Consider the following 26,671-nt stretch of genomic DNA (forward strand, 5'->3'; position numbering starts at 1 on the left):
GATCAAGGAGTTTGTGTCTCCGCGAGGCCTCCGACCGGACACAAACTCCTTGATCACCGACTGCTCAGCGGGCTGGCGGGGTGGGGAGCGGGGGCGCTTGAGATCTTGGTAGGAAAAGGCCCCTATAGCGGCCCTTTCCTACCAAGATCTTCGCGTTTCCCGCGCTTTGGAAGATCGATCTCTAGTCGTGGACTATCAGCCGACAGGAGCCGCCGCAGGTCGGCGCGGAGGCGATGATCGGCTGCGAAGCACTGGCCAGCGGACCGGGGAGAGACTCACGCCGCAGCCGGGGAATCCGGGGGCACCGCCACACCGGCCGACATCGGGGCGTGGACGGGTGCGGCGCGATCGACGGCTACGCGCACCCGCCGCCGTGGAGCGGGCACGACGAAGCGCACGCCGACGGGCGTCGCCGCGACATCCGCCCCGGTCCGGGGCGGAGCACGGTCAGCGGTGTCCCTCCGGGCGCTGCCGCCAGCGGTCCTCCATCCGGTCGAGGAAGGAGCCCCGGCGGCCACTGCTGCGGCCACGGGGACGACGCCGGCTCGTTGTGCCGCCGACCACGTGCAGGTCGGGCGACTGGGATCGGCGGTGCGACTGCACCGCGTAGCCCAACGAGGCCAGCATGACGACGAAACCCGCCACGGCCACCGCGGGAATCTTGATCACGGCACCATAGATCAACAGGGCCAGACCAGCGACGACCACGCCGGCAGCGACGAGCACGCGACGCCGCGCGTGGAAACGCGGGTCGCTGGCGCGCACGGCCGAGGCGAACTTGGGGTCCTCGGCAAGCGACCGCTCGATCTGCTCGAACAGCCGCTGCTCGTGCTCCGAGAGCGGCACGGCACTCCTCCCCGGTCACGTTGGTCGACCCGGGCGGGCCGACAGACCGTGGCAGCCAACCGGCTGCTTACCCGCAAGTCTACGAGGGCCCCCGCGCGTCGGAAAGCGGGACGACCTACGGCCGGGTCGGTTTTTCGACTTGTCGTGTATCACGACGGCCGAGAAGACTGGCCGGACCTATGACGGACCGCCCGAATCGGGCGGCCGCCGCATCGGCCGCCGCCTCCGCCTCACGCCAGCCGCGCTCGGGCGCGCCGAGGGTGAGCTGCTGCGGGGTCTCCCCGGCGGGGGCGAGACCTTCCATCCGGACCCCGACCAGCCGAACCGGCTCGCCGGGAGCGAGCGCGCCCCACAACGCCCAGGCCGTGTCGAACATCTCCCGGGCGGTGTCGGTGGGCACGGCGAGCGTGCGGGAGCGGCTGATCGTCCGGAAGTCGGCGAAACGGACCTTGAGCGACACGGTACGGCCCACCTGCCCGGCCGCCCGCAGCCGAGCGCCGGCCTTGTCGGCGAGCGCGAGCAGGGACCGCCGGATCTCGTCCGGGTCGGTCACGTCGGTGTCGAACGTGACCTCCGCGCCGATCGACTTCTCCACCTGTTCGGGCGTCACCCCGCGCGGGTCACGCCCCCAGGCCAACTCGTGCAGGTGGGCGGCGGACGCCTCGCCCACCGCCCGGCGCAGCAGGCCGGCCGGCGCCTCGGCGAGGTCGCGTACGGTGCGCAGGCCGAGGCGGCGCAGCGCGTCGGCGGAACGCTCCCCCACGCCCCACAGGGCGGACACCGGCAGCGGGTGCAGGAAGTCCAGCACCTGAGCGGCCGGGACCACGAGCAGGCCGTCGGGCTTGGCCCGGGTGGAGCCGAGCTTCGCCACGAACTTGCTCGGCCCGACGCCCACCGAACAGGTCAGCCGCTGTTCCTCGGCGACCCGGCGGCGGATCAGCGCGGCGATGTCGGCGGGCCGGCCGAACAGCCGGCGGGCGCCCGCCACGTCGAGGAACGCCTCGTCCAGCGAGAGCGGCTCGACCAGCGGGGTGACGTCCCGGAAGATCCGCATGACCGCCCGCGACGCCTCGGTGTAGGCGGTGAAGTCGGGCGGCAGGTAGACAGCGCCGGGGCAGAGCGCCCGGGCGCGGGCGGTGGGCATGGCGCTGCGGACGCCGTACTGCCGGGCCTCGTAGCTGGCGGAGCTGACCACGCCGCGCGGGCCGACGCCGCCCACCACCACCGGCCGCCCGCGCAGCTCGGGACGGCGGCGCACCTCGACCGAGGCGTAGAACGCGTCCATGTCGACGTGCAGGATGGCGCAGCCGGTGTCGTCGGCGTCCGGCCCGAAGCGCGGGTCACCGCCTCGGGGCAACGACTGGCTGCGGCCCATGCCAGCAGGCTAGCCCGCCGGTCCGACAACCCCACCGCCCAGCCCGGCGGCCACCGACGCGGCCGCAGCCGCGGATGAGTCGGGTCAGCCCCGCACCACCAGCAGCGGAACGGTCATCTCGGCGGCGGTGTCCGCGCCGTGGTACGCCACCAGCCGCGACGCCATCGGCGGCTCGGAACGGGTGGCGACCACCGCGTACGTGTCCCGGCAGACCACCACCACGTCGCCGATCCGCCTCAGGTGCGCCTCGGGCACCGGCCCGAACCAGCCGGTCGCCACCGCCTCGGCGCGGGTCAGCACGTGCGCGGCCGGGCCCAGCAGCTCGGTCCAGGCGGCCACCACGTCGGCTTCGGCGCCCGGCTCGGTGTGCAGGTAGCGGACGCGGGGCTCACCGGCGACCACCAGTACCCCGGCGCGCAGCCGGGGATCGGCGTCCAGGTCGATCCGGTGCCCGGCGGGCACGTCGAGCTGGCCGTGGTCGGCGGTGACCAGCAGCGCGGCGTCCGGCGGCAGCCCGTCGACGAGCCGGGCCAGCAGCGCGTCCACATCGGCGGCGGCGGACCGCCACGGCGCGGAGTCGACGCCGCTGAGGTGCCCGTGCCGGTCCAGGTCGGGGTGGTACCCGGAGACCAGCGTGGGTCCGTCCCCGGCGGCCAGCGCCGCCAGCATCCGCGCGGCGAGCGCGTCGGCGCCGGCCGCGCCCCGGTAGTCGCCGCCCCGGTTGGCGGCGAGCGTCAGGCCACTGCCGGCGAACTCGGGGCGGCTGACCACGGTCACCGCCACCCCGGCGGCGCGCGCCCGCTGGTACCAGGTGGGCACCGGCTGCCAGCTCACCGGGTCGGGGTCGCCGGCCCAGTCGACGTGGTTGAGCACCCGGTCGGTGCCGGGCACCCGGACGGTGAAGCCGAGCACGCCGTGCGCGCCCGACGCGGTGCCGGTGCCGAGGCTGACCAGGCTGGTCGGGGTGGTGGACGGGAAGCCGGTGGTGAGCGGCCGGCCGGTGGTGGCGGCCAGTCCGGCGAGCGTCGGGGCGTACCGGGCGGCGGTGGGGATCTGGTACCAGCCGAGGCCGTCGACGAGCAGCACCGCGATCCGGCGTACCCCGGCCAGCCCCGGTGCCAGGCCGAGCCGGTCGGCCGCACCGGGTACGCCGAGCACCGACAGCGCGCTGGGCAGCACGTCGGCCAGGCTGCCGCCGTCGTAGCGCGGCGCAACCCGGTCCAGCGGGCCCGGAGCCGGGCCGGTCATGCCGGGCGGCGGGCGAACAGGTGCAGTTGAGCGGCGAGATCACGGTACGGGGGCCGGGCCGCGAGCGCCCGTTCCAGCTCCACCAGGGCGGCCGGCTGACCGTCGGCCACGGCGGCCGGAAGCAGGTCGGCGAGCACCCGTACCCCGTGGATCTCCTCCACGGCGAGGCCGGCGGCGGTGAGCAGCGCGCTCGCGTCGGCGGCGTCGTAGCGGCGGCGCAGCGTGTCCCGGCGGCCGGTGGTGCCGTGCGGGTCGGCGGCCAGCGCCGCGGCGGCGTCAAGTTGCCCGTTCATCGCCCGGCCGAACACGGCGGCGGCCCGGCCGGCGACGAGCACGCTCGCCGCGCCGCCTGGGCGCAACGCGGTGACCAGCGCGGAGATCACCGGTTCCGGCTCGTCGACGACTTCGAGGACGGAGTGGCAGAGCACCAGGTCCACGGTGGCCGGTTCGACCAGCCCGGCGAGCGCGTCGGCGTCGCCCTGCGTCGCGCGTACCCGGTCGGCGACCCCGGCCTCGGCGGCGCGGCGGGTCAGCGCGGCGAGCGCGTCGGGGCTGGCGTCGACCACTGTGACCCGGTGACCGGCCTCGGCGAGCGGGACGGCGAAGCCGCCGGTCCCGCCGCCGACGTCGAGCACGGAGAGTAGTTCGCCGGCCCGCCGGTCCAGCTCGGCCCGGAGCACCGACCAGATGACGGCGGTGCGGGGGGTGAGGGTTCGGATCTGCTCCACGCGCCGAGCCTAGTCACCCCCCGGCCCAGGTTCAGGACTCGCCGCCGCCGGCGGGGTCGTCCTCGGCGCGGGAGCGCTGGTCGTTGGCCACCGGGCCGTCGGTCACCTGGTATTCCCGCGGCTCGGCCTCGTGGGTGGGCGCCCAGTCGGCGCCGAGGCGGGTCCGTCGGGCGTTGGCTACGCCACCGGCGTACGTGCGGTGAAAGGTCATCTGTTCATCCCCCATACCCCGGGTGGGCCACTCTGCCCACCCGCGTCGGGAGTCTCCCGCCTCCGGCTCACGGAAACCGTAATGTGGATCACTCCATCAACGGAAATCCCTGGATGCCGGTGTGACGGGGGGCTCGATCGCGTCCAGCCGGTCCGCGGTGAGGTTCGTGACGCCCTCGTGCCGCTGCAGCCGGCCCCGCACCACCAGTGCTCCACTCGTGCGGGCGATTCGACGGTAGCGCTGCCACAGCCCCGGGGAGCAAGTGACATTCAGCATTCCGGTCTCGTCCTCCAGGTTGAGGAACGTGACGCCGCCGGCGGTCGCCGGACGCTGCCGGTGGGTGACGATCCCGCCGACCTGGATCCGCTGCCCGGGCGGCACCTGGCCGAGCCGGGCGATCGGCACCGCGCCCAGTTCGTCGAGGCGGTCCCGGATGAACCGGGCCGGGTGGCTCTCCGGGGACAGGCCGGTGGCCCAGACGTCGGCGACCAGGCGGTCCACCGCGGCCATGCCGGGCAGCGTGGGCGGGTCCGCGCCGGTCACCGTGCCGGGCAGCCGGCCGGGCCGGTCCTGGGCCGCCGCGCCGGCGGCCCAGAGGGCCTGCCGCCGGGTCAGCCCGAAACAGGCGAAGGCGTCGGCGGTGGCCAGCGCCTCCAGCTGCGCGGCGGTGAGACCGACGCGGCGGGCCAGGTCCGGCATGTCCCGGTACGGCCCGTGCGCCGTCCGTTCCGCCTCGATCCGCTCGGCCACGTCCTCGCCGAGGGTACGGACGCTGCCCAGCCCGAGCCGTACCGCCGGGCCGCCCAGCCCCCAGGCGTGCGGCGGCTCGCCCGGCACGCTGCCCCACCGCGTCTGCGGGGTGGACTCCAGCACCGCCTTGGCGCCGCTGGCGTTGATGTCCGGCCGGCGTACGTCCACGCCGTGCCGGCGGGCGTCGTCGGCGAGCGTCTGCGGCGAGTAGAAGCCCATCGGCTGGGCGTTGAGCAGCGCGGCCAGGAACGGGCCCGGGTGGTAGCGCTTGAGCCACGAGCTGGCGTACACCAGGTAGGCGAAGCTCATCGCGTGGCTCTCCGGGAAGCCGTAGCTGGCGAACGCGGTGAGCTTGCGGTAGACGTCGTCGGCCAGCTCGCCGGTGATGCCCCGCTCGGCCATCCCGGCGTAGAGCCGGTCGGCGATCTGCGCCATCCGCTCCACCGACCGTTTCGCCCCCATGGCCCGGCGCAGCTGGTCGGCGCCGGCCGCGTCGAACCCGGCCAGGTCGATGGCGAGCTGCATGAGCTGCTCCTGGAACAGCGGCACGCCGAGCGTCTTCTCCAGCGCGTTGCGCATCAGCGGGTGCGCGTACGTGACCGGCTCCTGGCCGTTCTTGCGCCTGATGTACGGGTGCACCGAGCCGCCCTGGATCGGGCCGGGCCGGATCAGCGCCACCTCCACCACCAGGTCGTAGAACTCGCGCGGCTTGAGCCGGGGCAGCGTGGCCATCTGGGCGCGGCTCTCCACCTGGAACACGCCCACCGAGTCGGCCCGGCAGAGCATGTCGTAGACCTCGGGGTCGTCCAGCGTCATGTCGCCGAGGTCGAGGCGGGAGCCGATCAGGTCGTAGCCGTAGTGCAGCGCCGAGAGCATGCCGAGGCCGAGCAGGTCGAACTTGACCAGGCCGACGGCCGCGCAGTCGTCCTTGTCCCACTGGAGCACGCTGCGGCCGGGCATCCGGCCCCACTCCACCGGGCACACCTCGATCACCGGCCGGTCGCAGATCACCATGCCGCCGGAGTGGATGCCCAGGTGCCGGGGGAACGTCTGCAGCTCGTTGGCGTACGCGACCACCTGCTCCGGGATGTCCGCCACGTCGACCGCGGCGACCGAGCCCCACCTGTCGATCTGCTTGCTCCAGGCGTCCTGCTGGCCGGGTGAGAAGCCGAACGCCTTCGCCACGTCCCGCACCGCCGACCGGGGCCGGTACGAGATGACGTTGGCGACCTGGGCGGTGTGCTCCCGGCCGTAGCGGGCGTAGACGTGCTGGATCACCTCCTCCCGGCGGTCGGACTCGATGTCCACGTCGATGTCCGGCGGGCCGTCGCGTTCCGGGGCGAGGAACCGTTCGAACAGCAGCCGGTGCCGGACCGCGTCCACGTTGGTGATGCGCAGCGCGTAGCAGACCGCCGAGTTGGCCGCCGAGCCCCGGCCCTGGCAGTAGATGTCCTGCGCGCGGCAGAACGCGACGATGTCGTAGACCACCAGGAAGTAGCCGGGGAACCCGAGGTCGTCGATCATCCGCAGCTCGTGTTCCAGCTGCGCGTACGCCTCCGGGTGCGCCTCGGGCGGGCCGTAGCGCTCGCGGGCGCCGTCCATGGTCAGCCGGCGCAGCCAGCTCATCTCGGTGTGCCCGGGCGGCACCGGGTACGCCGGCAGCTTCGGCGCCACGAGCTGCAGGTCGAAGGCGAGTTCCGCGCCGTACTCGGCGGCCCGCGCCACCGCCCCCGGGTACGCGGCGAACCGCGCCGCCATCTCCGCGCCGCTGCGCAGGTGGGCGGTGGCCGCGGCGGGCAGCCAGCCGTCGATCTCGTCGAGGCTGCGCCGGGCCCGGACCGCCGCGACCGTGGTGGCCAGCCGCCGCCGGCCCGGGGTGGCGTAGTGCACGTTGTTCGTGGCGACTGTGGGCAGCCCGGCCGCGGCGGCCAGGTCGGCGAGCGCGTCGTTGCGGTCGGCGTCGACCGGGTGGCCGTGGTCGGTCAGCTCCACCGCCACCGTCTCCGCGCCGAACAGCGCGGTGAGCCGGTCCAGCTCCCGGGCCGCCGCGTCGACGCCCTCGGTGAGCAGCGCGGCGGGCACGTGCCCCTTGCGGCAGCCGGTGAGCACCAGCACGTGGTCCTTCAGCTCCGCCGCGATCTCCTCCAACTCGCCGTAGACCGGGCGGCCCTTCTCCCCGCCGCGCAGCTGGGCCCGGGAGATGGTGGCGGCCAGGCGCGCGTACCCCTCGTGGCCGTGCGCCAGCACCAGCAGGTGCCGGCCGAGCGGGTCGGGTTCGCCGTTCTGCGGGCCGGGCAGCCCGAGGGACAGTTCCGCGCCGAAGATCGTCGGCAGCCGCAGCGCGCGGGCCGCCTCGGCGAAGCGCACCACGCCGTAGAAGCCGTCGTGGTCGGTGACGGCGAGCGCGGTGAGCCCGAGCCGGGCCGCCTCCTCGGCCAGCTCCTCCGGGTGGCTGGCCCCGTCGAGGAAGCTGAAGTTGGAGTGCGCGTGCAGCTCCGCGTACGGCACCACGCCGTCCGGCCGGTCCATCTGCGGCGGCTGGTATTCCTGGCGCTTGCGGCTCCACGCCGGTGAGTCGCCGCCGTCGGCGTCGACCGCGAGCGGGTCGACCACGTGCAGGTGCCGCTCCCCCTTGGCCCGGCCGGAGAGCACCTGCTCCAGCTTCGACCACGGCATCTTCGGGTTGTGGAAGCTCACCCCGCGTTCCCCCGGCGCTCAGTCATAGATCGCCTCCACCAGCCACTGCCCGCCCTCGACCGCGAGCAGCAGCGCGGCGCCGTCGGCCAGGCACACCTGGAACCGGGCCCGGCGGCGCGCCTCGGCCGGCGCCCACCAGCGTTCGTCCACCGGCCACGGCCCGGCCCACCCGGTGATCTCGGCCGGGCGGCCGTCGCCGACGGTGAGCCGGGCCGGCGCCGCGCTGACCGCCAGCCGCGCGCTCACCACCACCGGCTCCCCGGCCGCGTCGCGCACGTCGGCGGCCAGTGGGGCGGGCAGCACCACGGCCGGCGACGGCGGCGGGATCCGCCCCGGCCACGGCGGCTCGGCCATCGCCCGGCCCCGCCCGGCCCGCCGCCCCGCACGGCCCCCAGGGGGTACGACGACAGGGGCGGACGCGGCACCCGGAGCGGCCCCGGCGGCCGGGCGCGACGGCGTCACGCCGCTCGCCGGAGCGGCAGCCGGACCGGCCGGAGCCGGGCGCGACGACGTGACACCGCGCACCGAACCGGCCGGGACCGGGCGCGACGACGCGACACCGCTCACCGAACCGGCCGGGACCGGTGGCGCGGCGGCGGGAGAGGCGGGCGGCAGGGGTGGCGGGCCGGGACGGGCGGGCACCCGCTCGTCGCCCCACGGCACCAGGCGCACCTGGTCGGCCGGGGAACGCCCGCCGCCGAGCACGGCGGTGACCACCGCCTCGGGGCCGAGGATGCCCTGCACCCGGCTCAGCGCGCGGTGCGCCCGCTCCCGTTCCGCGCCGGTCTCCCCCCACAGCCCGGGCTGCAGGCCCGCCTGGGCGAGCACCCCGTCGGGCACCAGCCGCAACCGGACGATCCCGGCGGTCGGGCGGGCCGGGCGCGTCCCGCCCCGGCCGTTGCTGCCGGTGAGCCAGCCGTCGAGCTGCCAGCGGACCCGGTCGGCGATGGCCGCGGCGGTGAGCAGGCCGTCGTGCCGCCAGACCCGGTGCAGCTCCTGGCCGTGCGCGGTGACCGCCTCGATGCCGAGGCGGGTGCAGGCCAGCCCGTACCCGGCCAGCCGCTCGTGCAGCAGTTCGGCGAGCGTGCGGGCGGCGAACGCGGCGGCGTCGACCCGGTCGACCGGCTCGTCGTAGTCGGCGGTGACGATCAGGTCGGCGGGCGGCTGCCGGACCGCGAGCGGGCGGTCGTCCCGGCCGCCGGCGAGCCGGTGCGCCAGCGCGCCGTCGAAACCGAACCGGGCCAGCACGTCCCCGGCGGGCAGCGCCGCGAAGTCGCCGAGGGTGCGGACGCCGAGCCGGCGCAGCAGGTCGGCCAGGGCGGGCCGGCCGAGCGCCTCGACCGGCCGGGTGGCCAGGAACTCGCGGGTGCCGCCGGGCGCCACGATCCGCCCCTCCCGGGCGGCCAGCCCGGCCGCGAACACCCCGTCGGCGATGCCGACCTGGCTCTCCACCGCGCAGCTCTGCGCGACGTGCTCGACGATCCGCTCGGCCGCCGCCTCCTCGCCGCCGAGGTAGCGGCTCGGCCCCCGGGCCGCCGTGGCGCAGGCGCCGGGCCGGATCACCTCGACGCCGGCGACCACCTCCTCCACGGCGGCCACCACCGGTTCGAACGCCCGCGCGTCCCGCCCCGGGTCGTGGTCGACCACCGTCAGGTGCGGGCAGCGCCCCTGCGCCTCCCGGCGGCGCAGCCCGCGCCGGATCCCCTCGGCACGGGCCCGCTCGGAGCAGGCGACCACCCGGTTGGCGTGCAGCACCACGACCGGGTCGGTGGCGGGCACCCCGTCGACGATCTCGGCGGCGAGGACCGGCCAGTCCGGGCACCAGAGCAGCAGCGTCCGCTGCGGTACGCCGCTCACGCCGGCCCGGCCACGGCGGGCGTACGGGCGGGCGGAGCCACCACGCGCAGCCGGCGCGACGGCGCGGCGGACGGTGCGCCGAACCCGGCCGAGCGGGGGATCACCCGGGTCAGCTCGTCGCCGGGCAGCCACACCTTGATCTCCTTGGGGCGGGCGGCGGCGCCCCGCCCCCGGGCCGAGACGGTCACCTCACGGCGGCGCAGCCGCCCGCGACCGGCGCCGAGCCCCTGCCAGACGCCCCGGACCACCTGGAGCGTGACGTCCGCGCCGTCCCACCGGCCGTACGGGACGAGCACGCTTCCGCGCTGCCGGGCGCGGGCGGCCAGCCGGGTGGCGATCGAGGCGGAGACGGTCGCCGGCACGGCGGTGACCACCACGTCGACCCCGTCGATGAGCGCGGCGACCACTGTGGGCCACTCCGGCCCGGGGTCGGGCACCAGGGCCAGCCGGTCCAGGGCGATGCCCGCCTCGGCGGCGGCGCCGGCCCCGAAGGTGGGTACGCCGACCACGGCGCACCACGAGCCGGCCCGGGACGCCTCGGCGAGCAGCGCGAGGATCAGCGAGGTGGCGCCGCTGCGCCGGGGCTGGCCGGCGCCGACCGCGACGGTGCTGCCCCGGCGCAGACCACGGTTGGGCAGCAGCCCGGTCAGCTCGGCCCGGACGGGCAGCACCCGGTGGCCGCCGGCCGGGTCGGGCGCGCTCGCCGGACGGACCAGCTCGGCCAGGGCGGCGGAACCGACCACCATGCGGCCCGCCATCGGACCAACCCCCCGTCGTGTTTCCGCCACGGGCCCGCCCGTGGATGGTGCTGTGGATCGTGTGCTGTGGATCGTGTCGGTGCTGCGGCACGTGGTGCCGTTGGTGCGGCGCCCGGCCACCCGGGGTCCCGCCGGTGGTGGCCGGGCGCCACGAATCAGGCGGCTGCCGCTCCGGGCCGCGACGGCGGGGAGTCGGAGACGCCGCGCCGCAGGGGCCGGGGCAGGCCGTCGAGCGCCGGCTGGTGGGCCAGGCCGAGCGCGGTCTCCACCACTGTCACGAACTCCTCGGCGGCGCGTAGCAGGTCGTCGGCCTCCCGGGCGGTGACCACGCGGGGGATGCCTGCTTCGGCGGCGGCCCGCTTGCTCGCGCCGGCCGCGAAGTAGGCGGCCCACTCGTCCAGCTCGGGGGCGACGGTGGCGAGCAGCACCCAGACGCTGGTGATCCGGTTCCGCCGGGTGGGCGCGGGACGGGCCCGGGCGGCGAGCACTGCGGCGGCGGCGCGCAGCGCCGCGAGGTGGGCGGCGGCGTACCGGAGACCGTCGGGACGGGTGCGGGCGGCCTCGGCCAGCCCGTCGCGGGCCACCGCGAGCAACTGGGCGGGGGTGCGGTGCGGCAGCACGTGCGCGGGCACCGTGGGCGCCTGGGCCGGACTGGTCGGCATGGGTCTCTCCTCCGCGTGTGGCCGGGGCGGGCGGTCGCGCGACGGGGAAACCGTCGCCCGGTCGCCCGGAGCGGTCGGTGCGGAGGAAGACGCACCTTCAGGTGGCTGGCCGGCCGGGTGTGGACGCTTCCCCACACCCACCCCCGGCCGGCGTGCCGGCGGGTCCGTCGCCCGCCGCCCGGGGGTCGTGGGCGGCGGGCGACGACCTGCCTGACGGGCCCGGACTCGCGACTGTCCGAACCCGGTGCGGCCCGCGGTGCCGCACCTCCCGGAAGCCGGTGCCGCGAAACACCGCTTCCGGAGCGTTCGACGGGTGCCCGACCGGTCGGACCGGAGCCGGGCCAGCCGGGGAGCTGAGCCGCTATCCGCTCCAACCGAATCGAACACTCGTTCTAACTACCCTGACAGTACACCTCCCTACCGACGAAAACGCAACGTGTGACGCGCCGGGGACACACGGGAGGGCCACGGCCCCCGGCGGGGCCGGACCGGGGGTGAGGGAAGAATGGGGGCATGCAGCCACACCCGAACGTGCAGGCGGTGCAGCGCGCGCTCGACGAGGCGGGCGCGCGGGACGGATCGGGCGAGGCCAGCCTCGTCCGACTGCTGCCCGACGCGGTGCACACCGCCGCCGCCGCGGCCGAGGCGCTCGGCGTCGCCGTCGGCGCCATCGCCAACTCGCTGATCTTCGACGCGGACGGCGCGCCGCTGCTGGTGCTCACCTCCGGCGCGCACCGGGTGGACACCGCCGGGCTGGCCGCCACGCTGGGCGTGACCCGGCTGCGCCGGGCCACCCCGGAGTTCGTCAAGCAGCACACCGGGCAGGTGATCGGCGGCGTCGCCCCGGTCGGCCACCCCGCGCCGCTGCGCACCGTCGTCGACACCGCCCTGACCGGGTACGACGAGGTGTGGGCCGCCGGCGGCGTACCCCGGGCGGTGTTCCCCACCACGTACGCGGAACTGCTGCGGATCACCGCCGGCGCGCCGGCCGAGGTGGCGTGAACCCCGAACTCGTCACGCTGCACGTGTGGCGTGTGCCCCGGCGGGCCGTACCCGGTGTGCTGGCCCGGATGGCCACCCACCCGGCGCGGCTGCGCCGCCTGCCCGGCGTCCGCTTCGCCAAGCTGCTCGGCACCGGGACCGGCACCGGATTCGGCCCCGGCGACGCCGACCTGACCCGGTGGGCCGCGCTCGTGGTCTGGGACTCCCCCGCCGACGCGGCCGGCTTCGACGCCTCCCCGGTCGCCCGCTCCTGGGCCCGGATCGCCCGCGCCGCGGTACGGGTCGACCTGCGCCCGCTGACCAGCCGCGGCCGGTGGTCCGGCCGGGAGCCGTTCGGCGCGCCGTCGGGCGGGCGGGTCACCGGTCCGGTGCTGGCGCTGACCCGGGCCCGGCTGCGGGCCCGCCGGGCGGCCACGTTCTGGCGGGCGATCCCGCCGGTCGCCACCGAGCTGCACGCCGCGCCCGGCCTGCTCGCCCGCTTCGGCGTCGGCGAGGCGCCGCTGGGCTGGCAGGGCACGGTGAGCGTGTGGCGCGACCCGGCGGACCTGGTCGCGTTCGCGTACCGTTCCCCCGAGCACCGCGCCGCGATCACCCGCACCCCCACCGAGGGCTGGTACGCGGAGGAACTGTTCGCGCGGTTCGCGGTGGGCGACGTGGTCGGCGACCGCACGGTGCTCGGCTGGGCCGCCGAGGGCGGCCCGGAAACAGCGAGAGGGTACGCATGAGGCTGGTGCGGTGGACACCGGACGACCTGGTCCGGCGGCTGGACGACGTGGTGGCCGTCTACGGCGAGGCGATGGGCTACCGGCCCGACCTGCTGGAGGCCCGCCGCGGCTACATCGCCACCCACGTACGCCGGCCCGGCTTCCGCGCCGTCGCCAGCCTCACCACCGAGGGCCACCTGGCCGGCTTCGGGTACGGCTACCGGGGCGCCACCGGGCAGTGGTGGCACGACCAGGTGCACCGGGCGCTGAACGCGCGGGACCGGCAGCGCTGGCTGGCGCACCCGTTCGAGGTGGTCGAACTGCACGTCCGCCCGCCCGCGCAGGGGCACGGCCTGGGCGCCCGCCAGTTGCGCGCGCTGCTCGCCGTGGCCGAGGGCGACACCACGCTGCTGTCCACGCCGGAGGCCGACGAGGAGAAGTCCCGGGCCTGGCGGCTGTACCGCCGGTTCGGCTTCGTCGACGTCCTGCGGCACTTCCACTTCCCCGGCGACGAGCGGCCGTTCGGCGTGCTCGGCCGGGACCTGCCGCTGCCCCCGCCGGACGCCCCGTGAGCGCGAGGAGTGAGCCGGGTTTGCGAGCCCCGCAGTCGCGAACGAAAGGGCGGCACCGTGAGCGCGAGGAGTGAGCCGGGTTTGCGAGCCCCGCAGTCGCGAACGAAAGGTCGGCCCCGTGAGCGCGAGGAGTGAGCCGGGTTTGCGAGCCCCGCAGTCGCGAACGAAAGGCGGCACAGCATGAGGGCGGCCCGGCTGCCCTGGGCGCTGCTGGCCGCGCTGATCCTCGCCCAGATCTGCTACCCGCTCACCGGCGGCGCGACCCGGGCCGGGCTCACGGTGGCCACAGTGGTGCTCGGCTGGCTGCTCTCGGTCGGCCACGCGCTGCTCACCCGCGGCGTCCGTACCGCCGCCGCGCTGGTCGCGGTCGTCACCGGCGGCGGGTTCGCGGTGGAGGCGATCGGCGTGGCCACCGGGTTCCCGTTCGGCACCTACGACTACTCCGGCGAGCTGGGCCCGAAGCTGGCCGGGGTGCCGCTGATCATCCCACTCGCCTGGACCTGGATGGCCTGGCCGGCGTGGCTCACCGCGGTCCGGCTGGTCCGCTCCCGCCTCGCCCGGATCGCGCTGTCGGCGGTCGGACTGGCCGCGTGGGACCTGTTCCTCGACCCGCAGATGGTGGCCGAGGGCTACTGGACCTGGCGTGACGCCACCCCGGCGCTGCCCGGGCTGCCCGGCATCCCGGTCAGCAACTACCTGGGCTGGCTGGGCTTCGCGGTGCTGCTCGCGGTCGCGCTGCGCCCGCTCGCCGGTCCGTCGGTGGACCGGACCGACGGCCGGGACGCGCCGATGTTCGCGCTCTACCTCTGGACGTACGCCTCCAGCGTGCTGGCGCACGCGGTGTTCCTGCGGCTGCCGGCGTCGGCGCTGTGGGGCGCGGCCGGGATGGCGGTGGCGGCGGTGCCGCTGGCGGTGACGCTGTGGCGGGCCCGCCGGGACCGGGCCGCCGCGCCGGAGCCGGCGCCGCGCGTCGACGCCCCGGCATGATCGCCACCCTCGCGCTGGCCGTGGCGGTCGCCGCGCTCACCGGGCACACGATCGTCAACGCGTACGCCTGGCTGCGCCGCCCGGCCGCCGGCCCGGCCGAGGTGACCGAGCCGGTGGCGGTGCTGCTGCCGCTGCGCGACGAGGCCGAGCGGGTCACCCCGTGCCTGCGCGCGCTGCTGGCCCAGCGCGGCGTGCCGGACCTGCGGATCGTGGTGCTCGACGACGGCTCGACCGACGGCACCGCCGACGTGGTCCGCGCGGTGGCCGGTGACGATCCCCGGCTCACGCTGCTCACCGGCGTCGCCCCGCCGCCGGGCTGGCTGGGCAAGCCGCACGCCTGCTGGCAGCTCGCCACCCGGACCGCCCCGGAGCCGGCGGTGCTGGCCTTCGTCGACGCGGACGTGGTGCTCACCCCGTACGCGGTGGCGGCGGCGGTGACCGAGTTGCGCGCGGCGGACGCGGCGCTGCTGTCGCCGTACCCCCGGATCGTGGTGCGGACGGTGGCCGACCGGCTGGCGCAGCCGCTGCTGCAGTGGTTGTGGCTGACGTTCCTGCCGCTGCGCGCGATGGAACGCTCGCGGCGGCCGTCCCTCGCGGCGGCGGGCGGGCAGTTCCTGGTCGTGGACCGGGCCGGCTACCTGCGGGCCGGCGGGCACGCGGCGGTGGCCGACAAGGTGCTGGAGGACATCGAGCTGGCCCGGGCGGTGAAACGGGCCGGCGGGCGGATCGCGCTCGCCGACGGGTCCCGGCTGGCGTCCTGCCGGATGTACGACACCTGGCCGCAACTGCGCGACGGCTACACCAAGTCGCTGTGGGCGACGTTCGGGCACCCGGCCGCCGCGGCGGCCGTGCTGGCGCTGCTGTTCGCGCTCTACGTCGCGCCGCCGCTGCTGGCGCTCGGGGCGCTGCTCGCCGGCGCGCCGGCGGTGGCCGCCGTGGCGGTCCTGGCCTACCTGGCCGGGGTCGCCGGGCGGGTGGTCAGCGCCCGCGCCACCGGCGGACGGGCGTGGCCCGACGCGCTCGCACACCCCGTGTCGGTCGTGGTCCTCGGTTGGCTGACCGTCCGGTCGTACCATCTGCGGAAGCGACACCGGCTCACCTGGCGGGGTCGCCCGGTCACCTAGGAGGGGCACGCCATGGCGCGCATCGTGGTCATCGGCGCCGGGGTGGGCGGGCTCGCCGCCGCCGCCCGGCTCGCGGTCACCGGGCACGAGGTCACCGTCCTCGAACGGGCCGGCACGGTCGGGGGCAAGCTCGGCCGGTACGCCCACCACACCCCGGAGGGGGTGTGGCACTTCGACACCGGGCCGAGCCTGTTCACGCTGCCGCAGGTCTTCCACGACCTGTTCGAGGCGACCGGCGCGAAGCTCGACGAATACCTGGACCTGGTCCCGCTGGACCCGATCGTGCGGCACGTCTTCCCCGGCGGCGGACAGGCGCTCGACTCCTGCGCCGACCCGGACGAGTTCGCCGCCCGGATCGGCGCCGCGTTCGGCGACCGGTCCGCCGCCGACTGGCGCGGGCTGTGGCGGCGCGCCGGCCGGGTGTGGACGGCCTCACACCGGGACATCCTGCGCCGTACCGTCGACTCGCCCCGCGACCTGGCCGCGCTGGCCTGGCGGCTGGGCGACCTGGCCGCCATCGGCCCCGGCCGCAGCCTGCGCGGGCTGGGCCGCCGCCACCTGTCCGACCCGCGGATGCGGATGCTGCTGGACCGGTACGCCACGTACACCGGCGCCGACCCGCGCCGCGCCCCGGCCGCGCTCGTCGCCGTTCCCTACGCCGAGTTGGCGTACGGCGGCTGGTACCTGCGCGGCGGGCTGGGCACGCTCGCCGACGCGCTGCTGTCGCGCTGCCTGGACCTGGGCGTGGTGGTACGCACCGACGCCGCGGTCACCCGGATCGACGCCGCGGGCGGGCGGGTGCACGGGGTACGCGTGGCCGGGTCGGCCGCGCCGGTGCCGGCCGACGTGGTGGTCGCGAACGTGGACGCGCTCACCGTCTACCGGGACCTGCTGCCCGACCCGCGCCGGCTGGCCGCGCTCACCGACCGCAGCCTGGCCGGGTTCGTGCTGCTGCTGGGCGTACGCGGCGACTCCGGGCTGGCCCACCACACCGTGTTCTTCCCCCGCGACTACGACGCCGAGTTCGACGCCGTGTTCGGCGACCCGGGTCGCGGGGTGCGGGCCCGCCCGGCCCCGGACCCGACCGTGTTCGTCACCGCCGCCGACGATCCGGCGGTCCGCCCGGACGGCCACGAGGCGTGGTTCGTGCTCGTGAACGCGCCCCGGCACGGCACCGCCGCGAGCGCCGTGGACTGGCGGCGGCCGGGCCTGGCCGAGGCGTACGCGGACCGGATTCTCGACGTGCTGGCCGAGCGCGGCGCCGACGTGCGGGACCGGCTGGTGTTCCGGGAGATCCGTACCCCGGCCGACCTGGACGCGGCCACCGGCGCGCCGGGCGGGGCGATCTACGGCACCGCGGGCGGGCTGCTGCGCCCGGCCAACCGGGGGCCGGCGGCCGGGCTCTGGCTGGTCGGCGGCTCCAGCCACCCGGGCGGCGGGCTGCCCATGGTCACGATGTCCGCCGAGATCGTCGCCGAGGCGGTCGGCCCCGCCTGGTGAGGGGTGTAAGGAAGGGCCCCCTATTAACGCCTCCGGTAGAGGAAGGGCCCCTTATTAACGCGCGCCGCCCGCCGCCCGCCGCCCGCCGCCCGCCGCGTGCCTCGCGTGGGCGCGGCGGGGCTGCGCGGGCGCGGGCGCGGCGGTCAGCCCGCGTCTACCAGGGCGCGGCGGACGGCGGAGAGCAACTGCCCCAGGCCGAACCCGGCGAGCAGTACCCACACCGTGGTGGCCATGGTGATGGTGCCGGCCGTCAGGTCGGCGTCGATCAGCCCGGTGAGCCCGGCGACGAGCAGCCCGACCAGCGCCACGCTGACCCGGGTGGGCCGCTCCCCCACCGTCACCGCGCCGATCTCCCGCATCCCCGCCGACACCGCGCGCGCCCGCACGTACTCGTGCAGCCAGGACAGGCCCCCGGCCGCCGCGACCAGCGCGCCCGGCGCGCCGAGCAGCCAGAACGCGATCAGCCAGGCCACCTCGCCGAGCCGGTCGGCGACCGAGTCGTAGACGTAACCCAGCCGGGTGGTGCGGCCGGTCGCGACCGCCACCGCGCCGTCGACGCTGTCGGCCACCGCCGCCAGCAGCACGAACAGCGCGCCCAGGAACGGTCCGTCGCCGGGCCGCTCCGCGAACAGGGGTACGCAGAAGCAGAGCAGCACCCCGAACACGGTCACCGGGGTCGGGCCGACGCGCAGCCGGCCCAGCACGTAGCCCACGTGGTAGGCGAAGCGCAGCCAGGCACGCACCACCGGCGCGGCGGTACGCGGATCGAATCCGCCGTGCAGCCGCGCCCACGCGGTCGCGTACTGGTCCCAGTTCAGCTGTGTGCCCACCACGGATCAACCGTAGAAGCACGGCGCGGGTGTCGTGTGGCGGGTGGTCACACCCGTGCGGCCGCGCGCAGCCGCTGCCACACCTCGCGGGTCGCGGTGGACCGGTTGAGCGTGATGAAGTGGATCCCCGGCACGCCCTCGTCGAGCAGCTTCTCGCACATCTCGCTCGCCTGCTCCACGCCGAGGCGGCGGACCGCCTCGGGGTCGTCGGCCACCCGCTCGAACCGCTCGGCGAGCGCCGGCGGGAACGGCGCGCCGGACAGCTGCACGGAGCGTTCGATGGTGCCGATCTGGGTCACCGGCATCACCCCGGCCAGGATCGGCGTGTCGCAGCCGGTGGCGGCCACCCGGTCACGCAGCCGCAGGTAGTCGTCGGCGTCGAAGAACATCTGGGTGATCGCGAACTCCGCGCCGGCCCGGCACTTGCGCACGAAGTACGCGGTGTCGCTGTCCACGTCCGGCGAACGCGGGTGCTTGTACGGGAAGGCGGCCACGCCGACGCTGAAGTCACCGCTGTCGCGGACCAGCCGGACCAGGTCCTCGGCGTACCGGACGCCCTCGGGGTGGGCGATCCACTCGCCGCCCGGGTCGCCCGGCGGGTCACCCCGCACGGCCAGCACGTTGCGCACCCCGACCGAGGCCAGCCGGCCGATCACGTGCCGCAGCTCGGCGACCGAGTGGTTCACCGCGGTCAGGTGCGCCATCGGCAGCAGCGTGGTCTCGGTGGCGATCCGCTCGGTCACCGCCACCGTGGTGTCGCGGGTCGAGCCGCCCGCGCCGTAGGTGATCGAGACGAACGAGGGGCGCAGCGACTCCAGCTCGCGGATGGCCTGCCAGAGCAGCTTCTCCCCGGCCTGTGTCTTCGGCGGGAAGAACTCGAAGGAGAAGGTGGGGCGGCCGTCACGGATCAGCTCCCCGATGGCCGGCTGGGGATTGGGGAGGACCGAGGGAAGACCGAGCGCCACGGACCGACTGTAGCCGGGAGCGCACGGCTTACCGAGGGTCTTCCCAGCCCGCGAACACTTCGCGGCGCGACGTCGTACCCCGGGGGTAGAAAGACCACAGCGCGGTGGGGCGGCCGACGGCCGTCCCGGGGGCCCGCGCGGGGGTCGCACGACTGTGACGCGCCGGTGCCAGCCGGACGTCCGCGTCGCCATTTCACGTCGTCGCCCCCGGAGGTCACCATGATCCCGTCCTGGCCGCCCGGTCCGCGGCTGCTCGGGCCGCTCCTGGCCGAGCTGCGGGCCGCCCGCGGCTGGAGCCAGCAGCGCCTCGCCGCCGAGCTGGCCGCGATGACCGGGCGCACGCTCGTCGCGCTGGGCCGGGCCGCCGCGGCCGTGCCGCTGCTGACGCCCGTGGTGGCAGCGCCGGGCCGCCCGCGCCGCTCCGCCGTGTACGGCGGCTGGCTGGCCCGGGCGCACCTGGGGCTCGGCGCGGAGCCCGAGGCGTGCGCGGTGGCCGGCGAGGCGCTGCTCGACGCGGTCCGCTCCGGTTCGCCCCGGGCCGTCGGCCAGCTCACCGAGTTCCGCCGCGGGCTGGCCCGCCGTCCGCCCGGACCGGCGACCCGGGGGTACGCACGGCTGCTCGCGGCGACCCGTCCGTACCTGCCGTCACGGCACCCGTGGCGGCCGTCGCCGCCGGTGAGCTGCGAGGCACGCCGGGACGGCGGCACGACGGGAGCGGGCCCGAACCGCTAGCGTCGTGGCGTGACCCACGCTGCTCCCGTTTCCCCCGTCGACCGTGCCGGCCTGCGTCAGCGGATCGACAAGGCGCTCACCGAGTTCCTGGCCGGCCAGCGCGGCTGGCTGACCGCCGTCGACGACGGCCTGCTGCCCGTCGCCGAGGCGATCGAGGCGTTCGTGCTGGGCGGCGGCAAGCGGCTGCGCCCGGCGTTCGGCTACTGGGGCTACCGGGGCGCTGGCGGAGTCGACTCCGACCAGGTCGTCGCCGCCCTGGCCGCGCTGGAGTTCGTGCAGGCCAGCGCGCTGATTCACGACGACCTGATGGACCGGTCGGACACCCGGCGGGGCGAGCCGGCGGTGCACCGCAGGTTCGCCGCCCGGCACCGGGCGGCCGGCTGGGGCGGCGACGCGGACGCGTTCGGCGACTCGGCCGCGATCCTGCTGGGTGACCTGTGCCTGGTCTGGTCCGACGAGCTGCTGCACTCCTCCGGCCTGCCGCCGGCGACGGTGGCCCGGGCCCGGCCGGTCTTCGACGAGATGCGCACCGAGGTGACCGTCGGGCAGTACCTGGACGTGCTGACCCAGGCGACCGCTGACACCTCGCTCGACCGGGCGGCCAAGGTGGCCCGGTACAAGTCGGCGAAGTACACGGTCGAACGGCCGCTGCTGCTGGGCGCCGCGCTGGCCGGCGCCCCGGCCGAGGTGCACGCCGCCTACTCCGCGTACGGGCTGCCGCTGGGTGAGGCGTTCCAGCTCCGCGACGACGTGCTGGGCGTGTTCGGCGACCCGGAGCTCACCGGCAAGCCGGCCGGTGACGACCTGCGCGAGGGCAAGCGGACGTACCTGGTGGCAGCCGCCCTGGAGACGCTCGACCCGGCCGGCCGGGAGGCGCTGCTGGCCGGGCTGGGCGTACCGGACCTGGACGCGGCCGGGGTGGACCGGCTGCGCGAGCTGATCACCTCCAGCGGCGCGCTGGAGCGTGCCGAACGGCACATCACCGTGCTCACGGAGAGCGCGCTGGCCGCGCTCACCGCCGTCGACCTGGACACCGAGGCCCGCCAGGCGCTGGTGGACCTGGCCATAGCCGCCACCCGCCGCCCCGCCTGACAACCACTCCCCCCGCGCTGTCCCCCGCCTCCGAAGCGGTCGATCATGAAGTTGGCGGCACTTTTGGAGATCGCCTTCGCCGTCCACTTCATGATCGACGGGGTGGTTGGGTGGGTGGGTGTGGGTTAGAAGGCCACGGCCTGGGCTCGGCGTTTGACCTCGCGGGCCAGGTCGCCGCCGAGGGCCACTGCGGGGGTGCCGGGAAGCGACGGGTCCTCCCGGTAGAGCCAGCGCAGCGCCTCCTCGTCGTCGTACCCGGCGTCGGCGAGCAGGTTGAGCACGCCGGGCAGGTGCTTGAGCACGGTGCGGTTGGCCACCAGGTCGGCCGGGACGCGGCGGACGCCGTCGCGGCGCACCGCGAGCAGCTCGCGGTCGCGGATCATCTGGTGCACCTTGCTGATCGACAGGTCCAGGCGCTCGGCCACGTCGGGCAGCGTCAGCCAGCCGGCCGGGTCGGCCGGTCCGGCCAGGTCGGCGCCGGTCTCGGCGGGTACGGAATCGGTCACCCGACCACCCTGCCACGTGCCCGCCGGATCCGGTGCACGGCACCCCCCGACCTGCGCCGGAGCGCGCCGGGCCACCGGTGTCCCAACCCGGCGGTAGCATCCTGTTCTACGTTCACCCTTCCGACACATAGACTGCCTGCCGATGGACACACAGGTCGCCGACACGTTGCTGGGCTCGCTGATCGAGGGGCGCTACCGCATTCGCGGTCGCGTCGCCCGTGGCGGCATGGCGACCGTGTACACCGCCACCGACGAGCGCCTGGAGCGCACCGTGGCGGTCAAGATCATTCACCCGACCCAGGCGCCGCAGGCCCGGGCCCGGATGGCCGGGTTCGTCGAGCGGTTCACCGACGAGGCGAAGACGATCGCCCGACTCACCCACCCGAACGTGGTGGCGGTCTACGACCAGGGCATCCACGCCGGCCTGCCGTACCTGGTGATGGAGTACGTGCGCGGCCGCACGCTGCGTGACGTGCTCGCCGAGCGCCGCCGGCTGAACCCGGACGACGCGCTCGCGATCACCGAGCAGGTGCTCGCCGCGCTCGCCGCCGCGCACCGGGCCGGCCTGGTGCACCGCGACGTCAAGCCGGAGAACGTCCTGGTCGCCGAGGTGCCCGCCGGCGGCAGCCGCGACCTGGTCGACAGCGTGGTCAAGGTGGCCGACTTCGGGCTGGCCCGGGCCGTCGAGGCGAGCGCGGAGGACGAGAACGGCAACCAGCTCATGGCGACGGTGGCGTACGTGGCGCCGGAGCTGGTCACCCAGGGCCACGCCGACCCGCGCACCGACGTCTACTCGGCCGGCATCGTGCTGTTCGAGATGCTCACCGGCCGGGTGCCCTACGACGGCGACCGCCCGGTGGAGGTCGCCTGGCAGCACGTCGACCGGGATGTGCCGGCCCCGTCCACGCTGGTTCCGGCGCTGCCGCCGGCTGTCGACGCGCTCGTCGCCCGGGCCACCCGGCGCGACCCGGCCGCCCGTCCGGCCGACGCCGCGGCGCTGCTGACCGAGGTGCAGGCGGCGCGCGAGGAACTGGGCAACCCGCACACGCACACCACTGTCCTGCGTCAGCTCAGCGACGACACGGCGGTGCTGAGCCAGCCGACGCAGGTGGTGGCCGCGCTGCAGCCGATCGAGCGCCCGTCGTGGGCCCGGCTGCCCGAGGGCGCCGCCACGCAGCGCCCGCACCGCCGCCGCGCCGCCGAACCGGAGGGGGTGGGCGCCCGGTTCGCCGCCCTGCGTACCCGGATCATGGGTTCGCCGCGCGGCCGGCTGGCCGTCGCCGCGGCGGTCGTGGTGCTCGGCCTGGTCGCCGCCGTCGGCGGCTGGTGGTTCGGCGTGGGCCGCTACACGGTCGCGCCGCAGATGGTGAGCCTCACCAAGGCCGAGGCGGAGGCGCAGGCCCAGCGCGGTGGTTTCACGCTGCGCTACGCCGACCCCCGGTACGACGAGAACGTCCCGAAGGACACCGTGCTCGGGCAGGCGCCGGGCTCGGCCGCCCGGATCGTCAAGGGCGGCACGATCACGCTGACCCTGTCGCTCGGTCCGGAGCGCCTGCCGGTGCCGGACGTGGTGGGCAAGGACTTCGCGCTCGCCCAGGTGGAGCTGGAGGGTCTCAACCTGGTCGCGGCCAAGGGCAGCTCCCGCTACGACGACGCGCTGCCGGCGGGTGTCGTGCTGGCCACCGACCCGAAGGTGGGCACTGAGGTCAAGCCCGGGGCCAAGGTGACGCTGATCCTCAGCAAGGGCCGCGCCCCGGTGAGCGTGCCCGACCTGGTCGGCAAGAGCCTCACCGAGGCGCGCGCCATCCTCGCGCGGCTCGGGCTCAAGCCGGTGGAGAACGTCAAGGAGTCCGACAAGCCGAAGGACGAGATCCTCGGCCAGAGCCCGGCCGACGGCACCGGTGTGGAAAAGGGCGCCCAGGTCAAGCTGGAGATCAGCAAGGGCCCGCCGCAGGTGGCCGTGCCCCGGGTGGTCGACATGCCCTGCCAGCAGGCCAAGCAGACGCTGGAGAGCCAGGGCTTCCCGGTCAACATCCAGCTCAACCCGAACGGCATCGTCCGGATCCAGAACCCGGCCGAGAACACGCCGGTGCCGCCGGGCACCACGATCACTGTGACGTGCCTGTGAGCGCGGCGAACGGGTGCCGGCCGGTGGGGTCGCACACCCCCACCTCCGGTGGCCTGGCGCGGGCGGCCCTGCCGTACGCGGATGCGGCCGGGTCCGAGGTGGTGCAGGTCTACGTCTCGAACTCGCGTGGCTGGGCGCTGCCGGCCGGTGACCCGGCGCAGGACGCGCTGTTCCGCGACGGCTGCGCCGAGCGTGGCCTGCCCGTGTTCATCCACGCGTCGCTGCTGGTCAACCTCGGCTCCCCCACCCCCGCGACGGTCACCAGGTCGGCGGAGACGCTCGCCCACGCGCTGCGGCGGGGCCGGGCGATCGGCGCCGAGGGCGTGGTGTTCCACGCCGGCAGCTCGGTGGACGCCGGGCACGCCGAGGCGGCCCTGCGGCAGGTCCGGGAGTCGCTGCTCCCGCTGCTCGACGAGACCGCGGCCACCGGCGGGCCGATGCTGCTGGTCGAGCCGAGCGCCGGGGGCGGCCGGTCACTGGCGTCCCGGGTCGAGCACCTCGGCCCCTACCTCGACGCGGTCGACCGGCACCCGATGCTGGGCGTGTGCTTCGACACCTGTCACGCCTGGGCGGCCGGGCACGACCTGGCCGCCGAGGGCGGCATGACCGCCACGCTCGACACGCTGGTCGCCACGGTGGGCGCCGACCGGCTGCGGCTGGTGCACGCGAACGACTCGAAGGACCTGTGCGGCTCCACCCGGGACCGGCACGAGAACATCGGCAAGGGCACCATCGGCGAGCCGGCGTTCGCCGAGCTGATGCGCCATCCGGCGACCGCCGGCGTACCGGTGCTGGTGGAGACCCCGACGGAGAAGCACGTCGGCCACGCCGCCGACATCGCCGCCCTCAAACGCCTGCGCCCCTGACACAGCCGTTTCCTCCCGCCCTCGCCACGGCGTTGCCGGAGGGTCAGGCGCGCAGGGCGGTGTCGAGGATGGTGGCGGCGCTGTCGATCTGCTCGTCGGTGACGTCCAGGTGGGTCACCAACCGGGCGGTACGCGGGCCGAGCACCGAGATCAGCAGACCGGCTTCCCGCGCGGCTGCCGCCAGCGCGTGCGCGTCGAGAGGGTGCTTGGTCAGGTCCAGCGGCACGATGTTCGTGCGCACCACCGACGCGAGCACCCCGTGCGGGGCGACCGCCTCGGCCAGCCGGGCCGCCTTCGCGTGGTCCTCGGCGAGCCGCTCGACGTGGTGCGCCAGCGCGTACCGGCCGGCGGCGGCAAGAATGCCGACCTGCCGCATGCCACCGCCCATCCGCTTGCGCAGGACCCGCGCGCGGGCGATCTTCTCCGCGCTGCCCACCACCAGCGAGCCGACCGGCGCGCCGAGGCCCTTGGAGAGGCACACCGAAAGCGTGTCGAACAGCTCGCCGTACCCGGCCAGCGGCACCCTGTCCGCGACGTGCGCGTGCCAGATCCGGGCACCGTCGCAGTGCAGCGCCACCCCGTGCTCGTCGGCGACCTCGCGCATGCGGCGCAGCGTCGGCAGCGGGATCACCCCGCCGCCGCCCCGGTTGTGGGTCTGCTCCACCGCGATCGCGCGGGTCGGCACCGCGAAGTAGCCGTCCGGCCGGATCATCCCGGCGACCACGTCGGGGTCCAGGTCCGCGCCCACCGCGGGCCACGTCCGCGAGGAGATCCCACCGTACGCGGCGGCGGCCCCCACCTCGTACGTGACCACGTGCGCGTCGGCGTCGCAGAGCAACTCGTCGCCGGGCGGCACGTGCAACTGGAGCGCGATCTGGTTGGCCATCGATCCGCTCGGGGCGAACAGCGCCGCCTCGTGGCCGAACAGCGCGGCCACCTCCGCCTCCAGGGCGGTGACTGTCGGGTCCTCGCCGTAGACGTCGTCGCCCACCTCGGCGGCGGCCATCGCCTCCCGCATCCCCGGCGTCGGCCGGGTCACGGTGTCCGTCCGCAGATCGATCAGTTCAGCCACTGTCATCCCTTCGGCTGCCGACTGCGGGGCTCGCAAGCTCACTCCTCGCGTCAGCCACGGAGCATCTCCGCCACCAGGAACGCCAACTCCAGCGACTGCTGGGTGTTGAGCCGGGGGTCGCAGGCGGTCTCGTACCGGTCGGGCAGGTCGAGGTCCTCGATGCCCTGGGCGCCGCCGAGGCACTCGGTGACGTCCTCGCCGGTCAGCTCGACGTGCAGGCCGCCCGGGTGGGTGTCGAGGCCGCGGTGCACCTCGAAGTAGCCGAGCACCTCGTCCACGATCCGGTCGAAGTGCCGGGTCTTGTAGCCGTTCGAGGACTCGTGCGTGTTGCCGTGCATCGGGTCGCACTGCCAGACGACCTTCGCGCCGGCGGCGGTGACCTTCGCCACGATCGGCGGCAGCGCGTCGCGTACCCGGTGGTTGCCCATCCGGCTGATCAGCGTGAGCCGGCCGGGGATGTTGTCCGGGTTGAGCTTCTCGCAGAGCTCGATCGCCTCGTCCGGCGTGGTGGTGGGGCCGAGCTTGACGCCGATCGGGTTGGCGATGCGGGAGATGAAGTCGATGTGCGCGCCGTCGATCTGCCGGGTCCGCTCGCCGATCCAGAGGAAGTGCCCGGACAGGCCGTACGCCTTGTGGTCGGAAATCCGGGTCAGCGCCCGGTCGTACTCCAGCGCCAGCGCCTCGTGCGAGCAGTAGAGCGTGACGGTGCGCAGCGCCTCGTCGTCGGTCATCCCGCAGGCCCGGATGAGGGCCAGTGCCCGGTCGATCTCGCGGGCGATCGCGTCGTAGCGCTCCCCGGCCGGGGACTGCCGGACGAAGTCCTTGTTCCAGTCGTGCACCGCGTGCAGGTCGGCCAGGCCGCCGGCCAGGTACGCCCGGAGCATGTTCATCGCGGCGGCCGAGTTGGCGTACGCCCGGATCATGCGCTGCGGGTCGGCGACCCGCGCCTCCGGCGTGGCCTCCAGCGAGTTGATCATGTCGCCGCGGTAGGCGGGCAGCCCCCGGGCGTCGGTCGGCAGGGACCGGGGCTTGGTGTACTGGCCGGCCACCCGGGCCACCTTGACCACCGGCAGCGACGCGCCGTACGTGAGCACGATGGCCATCTGGAGCAGCGTGCGGGCGTTGGCGAGCAGGTGGCTCTCGGTGTTGTCGGCGAACGTCTCGGCGCAGTCACCGCCCTGGAGCAGGAACGCCTTGCCCTCGCAGACCAGGGCCAGCCGCTGTCGTAGCTGGTCGACCTCGTAGGGCGCGACCACCGAGGGAACCGTGTCCAGCACCCGGCAGACCTCGGCGACCTGGGCCGGGTCGTCCCACGGCGGGGTCTGCGCGCGCGGCAGCTCCCGCCATCGGTCGAGGCCGAGGGCCGCGTCCTCGGCGGAGTCGGCGGTCGGGCGGCTGGTCTGCAGGCCAGGGCTGCCCACGGCGGGGTGACTCAGCTGATGCCACTCATGGCGCATGG

At 75.6% G+C, this 26,671-nt stretch carries 24 protein-coding genes; 10 read left to right on the forward strand and 14 right to left on the reverse strand.

The annotated features are described in order from the left end of the window. Positions 1-447 precede the first annotated feature (447 nt). The 9 genes from KBX43_RS28195 to KBX43_RS28235 all read right to left on the reverse strand — a co-directional run bounded on the left by KBX43_RS28195 (position 448) and on the right by KBX43_RS28235 (position 11,132). A complete protein-coding gene (locus KBX43_RS28195) occupies positions 448-846 on the reverse strand; it encodes a DUF3040 domain-containing protein (RefSeq protein ID WP_030500228.1) in 399 nt (132 codons plus the stop codon). 115 nt (positions 847-961) lie between these two features. After that, positions 962-2,221, reverse strand: a complete 1,260-nt coding sequence (locus KBX43_RS28200; RefSeq protein WP_064445220.1) for a DNA polymerase IV — start codon at positions 2,219-2,221, stop codon at positions 962-964. 84 nt (positions 2,222-2,305) lie between these two features. Then, positions 2,306-3,469, reverse strand: a complete 1,164-nt coding sequence (locus tag KBX43_RS28205) for an alkaline phosphatase family protein (protein ID WP_187694413.1) — start codon at positions 3,467-3,469, stop codon at positions 2,306-2,308. Next, positions 3,466-4,197, reverse strand: coding sequence for a methyltransferase domain-containing protein (locus KBX43_RS28210; RefSeq protein WP_210888217.1), 732 nt, complete (start codon positions 4,195-4,197; stop codon positions 3,466-3,468). The genes KBX43_RS28205 and KBX43_RS28210 overlap by 4 nt, the downstream gene beginning before the upstream one ends. Before the next feature lie 31 nt (positions 4,198-4,228). Further along, entirely contained in the window at positions 4,229-4,408 is a 180-nt protein-coding gene (locus tag KBX43_RS28215; protein ID WP_030500224.1) for a hypothetical protein, read from the reverse strand. A gap of 96 nt (positions 4,409-4,504) precedes the next feature. Next, entirely contained in the window at positions 4,505-7,855 is a 3,351-nt protein-coding gene (locus KBX43_RS28220; RefSeq protein WP_210888219.1) for an error-prone DNA polymerase, read from the reverse strand. 18 nt (positions 7,856-7,873) lie between these two features. After that, positions 7,874-9,712 carry a DNA polymerase Y family protein gene (locus KBX43_RS28225; RefSeq protein WP_210888222.1) on the reverse strand — a complete coding sequence of 613 codons (1,839 nt, stop codon included), beginning with the start codon at positions 9,710-9,712 and terminating at the stop codon, positions 7,874-7,876. Beyond that, a complete protein-coding gene (locus tag KBX43_RS28230) occupies positions 9,709-10,470 on the reverse strand; it encodes a hypothetical protein (protein WP_064445216.1) in 762 nt (253 codons plus the stop codon). The genes KBX43_RS28225 and KBX43_RS28230 overlap by 4 nt, the downstream gene beginning before the upstream one ends. A 155-nt stretch (positions 10,471-10,625) precedes the next feature. After that, positions 10,626-11,132, reverse strand: coding sequence for an SAV_6107 family HEPN domain-containing protein (locus KBX43_RS28235; protein WP_064445215.1), 507 nt, complete (start codon positions 11,130-11,132; stop codon positions 10,626-10,628). Between the two features lie 513 nt (positions 11,133-11,645). Here KBX43_RS28235 and KBX43_RS28240 point away from each other — a divergent pair. From KBX43_RS28240 to KBX43_RS28265, 6 genes are all read left to right on the forward strand, one after another. Further along, the gene (locus tag KBX43_RS28240; RefSeq protein ID WP_043329446.1) at positions 11,646-12,134 is read left to right on the forward strand and encodes a YbaK/EbsC family protein; all 489 of its coding nucleotides are present in this window, start codon (positions 11,646-11,648) and stop codon (positions 12,132-12,134) included. Further along, positions 12,131-12,859: a monooxygenase gene (locus tag KBX43_RS28245; RefSeq protein WP_113972533.1), complete on the forward strand. Its 729-nt coding sequence runs from the start codon at positions 12,131-12,133 to the stop codon at positions 12,857-12,859. The genes KBX43_RS28240 and KBX43_RS28245 overlap by 4 nt, the downstream gene beginning before the upstream one ends. Then, positions 12,856-13,410: a GNAT family N-acetyltransferase gene (locus tag KBX43_RS28250; RefSeq protein ID WP_043329442.1), complete on the forward strand. Its 555-nt coding sequence runs from the start codon at positions 12,856-12,858 to the stop codon at positions 13,408-13,410. The genes KBX43_RS28245 and KBX43_RS28250 overlap by 4 nt, the downstream gene beginning before the upstream one ends. A 180-nt stretch (positions 13,411-13,590) precedes the next feature. Then, positions 13,591-14,397, forward strand: a complete 807-nt coding sequence (locus KBX43_RS28255) for a carotenoid biosynthesis protein (RefSeq protein ID WP_069089015.1) — start codon at positions 13,591-13,593, stop codon at positions 14,395-14,397. Beyond that, on the forward strand, positions 14,394-15,521 hold the full coding sequence (locus KBX43_RS28260; protein WP_069089133.1) for a glycosyltransferase family 2 protein: 1,128 nt from the start codon (positions 14,394-14,396) through the stop codon (positions 15,519-15,521). The genes KBX43_RS28255 and KBX43_RS28260 overlap by 4 nt, the downstream gene beginning before the upstream one ends. A gap of 12 nt (positions 15,522-15,533) precedes the next feature. Then, positions 15,534-17,021, forward strand: a complete 1,488-nt coding sequence (locus tag KBX43_RS28265) for an NAD(P)/FAD-dependent oxidoreductase (protein ID WP_069089014.1) — start codon at positions 15,534-15,536, stop codon at positions 17,019-17,021. A gap of 143 nt (positions 17,022-17,164) precedes the next feature. Here KBX43_RS28265 and KBX43_RS28270 read toward each other — a convergent pair whose 3' ends face one another. Together KBX43_RS28270 and metF are read right to left on the reverse strand one after the other, a co-directional pair. Next, positions 17,165-17,854 (reverse strand): CDP-alcohol phosphatidyltransferase family protein, encoded by a 690-nt coding sequence (locus tag KBX43_RS28270; protein WP_064445211.1) that lies wholly within the window; start codon positions 17,852-17,854, stop codon positions 17,165-17,167. 44 nt (positions 17,855-17,898) lie between these two features. Beyond that, a complete protein-coding gene (gene metF, locus KBX43_RS28275; RefSeq protein WP_064445210.1) occupies positions 17,899-18,816 on the reverse strand; it encodes a methylenetetrahydrofolate reductase [NAD(P)H] in 918 nt (305 codons plus the stop codon). Positions 18,817-19,035: 219 nt separating this feature from the next. Between metF and KBX43_RS28280 the strand changes: the two genes are divergently transcribed. After that, a complete protein-coding gene (locus KBX43_RS28280; RefSeq protein WP_247677801.1) occupies positions 19,036-19,548 on the forward strand; it encodes a hypothetical protein in 513 nt (170 codons plus the stop codon). Positions 19,549-19,557: 9 nt separating this feature from the next. After that, positions 19,558-20,640: a polyprenyl synthetase family protein gene (locus KBX43_RS28285; RefSeq protein ID WP_210888225.1), complete on the forward strand. Its 1,083-nt coding sequence runs from the start codon at positions 19,558-19,560 to the stop codon at positions 20,638-20,640. A 125-nt stretch (positions 20,641-20,765) separates the two neighbouring features. Here KBX43_RS28285 and KBX43_RS28290 read toward each other — a convergent pair whose 3' ends face one another. Further along, positions 20,766-21,146 carry an Rv2175c family DNA-binding protein gene (locus KBX43_RS28290; protein WP_043329433.1) on the reverse strand — a complete coding sequence of 127 codons (381 nt, stop codon included), beginning with the start codon at positions 21,144-21,146 and terminating at the stop codon, positions 20,766-20,768. A 142-nt stretch (positions 21,147-21,288) separates the two neighbouring features. On the opposite strand from KBX43_RS28290, the gene pknB reads away from it, so the two are divergent. Together pknB and KBX43_RS28300 are read left to right on the forward strand one after the other, a co-directional pair. Beyond that, positions 21,289-23,274 (forward strand): Stk1 family PASTA domain-containing Ser/Thr kinase, encoded by a 1,986-nt coding sequence (gene pknB, locus KBX43_RS28295; RefSeq protein WP_210888228.1) that lies wholly within the window; start codon positions 21,289-21,291, stop codon positions 23,272-23,274. Then, complete coding sequence (locus KBX43_RS28300) at positions 23,271-24,140, forward strand: deoxyribonuclease IV (protein WP_181373819.1); 870 nt, start codon at positions 23,271-23,273, stop codon at positions 24,138-24,140. Before pknB ends, KBX43_RS28300 begins: the two co-directional genes overlap by 4 nt. Before the next feature lie 43 nt (positions 24,141-24,183). On the opposite strand, the gene KBX43_RS28305 is transcribed toward KBX43_RS28300, so the two are convergent. Both KBX43_RS28305 and KBX43_RS28310 read right to left on the reverse strand, forming a co-directional pair. Then, positions 24,184-25,203 carry a low specificity L-threonine aldolase gene (locus KBX43_RS28305; protein WP_140946548.1) on the reverse strand — a complete coding sequence of 340 codons (1,020 nt, stop codon included), beginning with the start codon at positions 25,201-25,203 and terminating at the stop codon, positions 24,184-24,186. 59 nt (positions 25,204-25,262) lie between these two features. Beyond that, positions 25,263-26,669 (reverse strand): class II 3-deoxy-7-phosphoheptulonate synthase, encoded by a 1,407-nt coding sequence (locus KBX43_RS28310; RefSeq protein WP_064445207.1) that lies wholly within the window; start codon positions 26,667-26,669, stop codon positions 25,263-25,265. Positions 26,670-26,671 lie beyond the last annotated feature (2 nt).

The sequence above is a fragment of the Micromonospora sp. C41 genome (assembly GCF_018070485.1).
In the GTDB taxonomy this organism is placed as follows: domain Bacteria; phylum Actinomycetota; class Actinomycetes; order Mycobacteriales; family Micromonosporaceae; genus Micromonospora; species Micromonospora chalcea.

What these genes read in the sequence shown, in the direction of transcription:
- KBX43_RS28200 (WP_064445220.1), bottom strand. Translation starts at nt 2,221, where the DNA reads ATGGGCCGCAGCCAGTCGTTGCCCCGAGGCGGTGACCCGCGCTTCGGG.
- KBX43_RS28260 (WP_069089133.1), top strand. Translation starts at nt 14,394, where the DNA reads ATGATCGCCACCCTCGCGCTGGCCGTGGCGGTCGCCGCGCTCACCGGG.
- KBX43_RS28240 (WP_043329446.1), top strand. Translation starts at nt 11,646, where the DNA reads ATGCAGCCACACCCGAACGTGCAGGCGGTGCAGCGCGCGCTCGACGAG.
- KBX43_RS28265 (WP_069089014.1), top strand. Translation starts at nt 15,534, where the DNA reads ATGGCGCGCATCGTGGTCATCGGCGCCGGGGTGGGCGGGCTCGCCGCC.
- KBX43_RS28255 (WP_069089015.1), top strand. Translation starts at nt 13,591, where the DNA reads ATGAGGGCGGCCCGGCTGCCCTGGGCGCTGCTGGCCGCGCTGATCCTC.
- KBX43_RS28250 (WP_043329442.1), top strand. Translation starts at nt 12,856, where the DNA reads ATGAGGCTGGTGCGGTGGACACCGGACGACCTGGTCCGGCGGCTGGAC.
- KBX43_RS28235 (WP_064445215.1), bottom strand. Translation starts at nt 11,132, where the DNA reads ATGCCGACCAGTCCGGCCCAGGCGCCCACGGTGCCCGCGCACGTGCTG.
- pknB (WP_210888228.1), top strand. Translation starts at nt 21,289, where the DNA reads ATGGACACACAGGTCGCCGACACGTTGCTGGGCTCGCTGATCGAGGGG.
- KBX43_RS28215 (WP_030500224.1), bottom strand. Translation starts at nt 4,408, where the DNA reads ATGACCTTTCACCGCACGTACGCCGGTGGCGTAGCCAACGCCCGACGG.
- KBX43_RS28280 (WP_247677801.1), top strand. Translation starts at nt 19,036, where the DNA reads ATGATCCCGTCCTGGCCGCCCGGTCCGCGGCTGCTCGGGCCGCTCCTG.
- KBX43_RS28205 (WP_187694413.1), bottom strand. Translation starts at nt 3,469, where the DNA reads ATGACCGGCCCGGCTCCGGGCCCGCTGGACCGGGTTGCGCCGCGCTAC.
- KBX43_RS28230 (WP_064445216.1), bottom strand. Translation starts at nt 10,470, where the DNA reads ATGGCGGGCCGCATGGTGGTCGGTTCCGCCGCCCTGGCCGAGCTGGTC.
- KBX43_RS28310 (WP_064445207.1), bottom strand. Translation starts at nt 26,669, where the DNA reads ATGCGCCATGAGTGGCATCAGCTGAGTCACCCCGCCGTGGGCAGCCCT.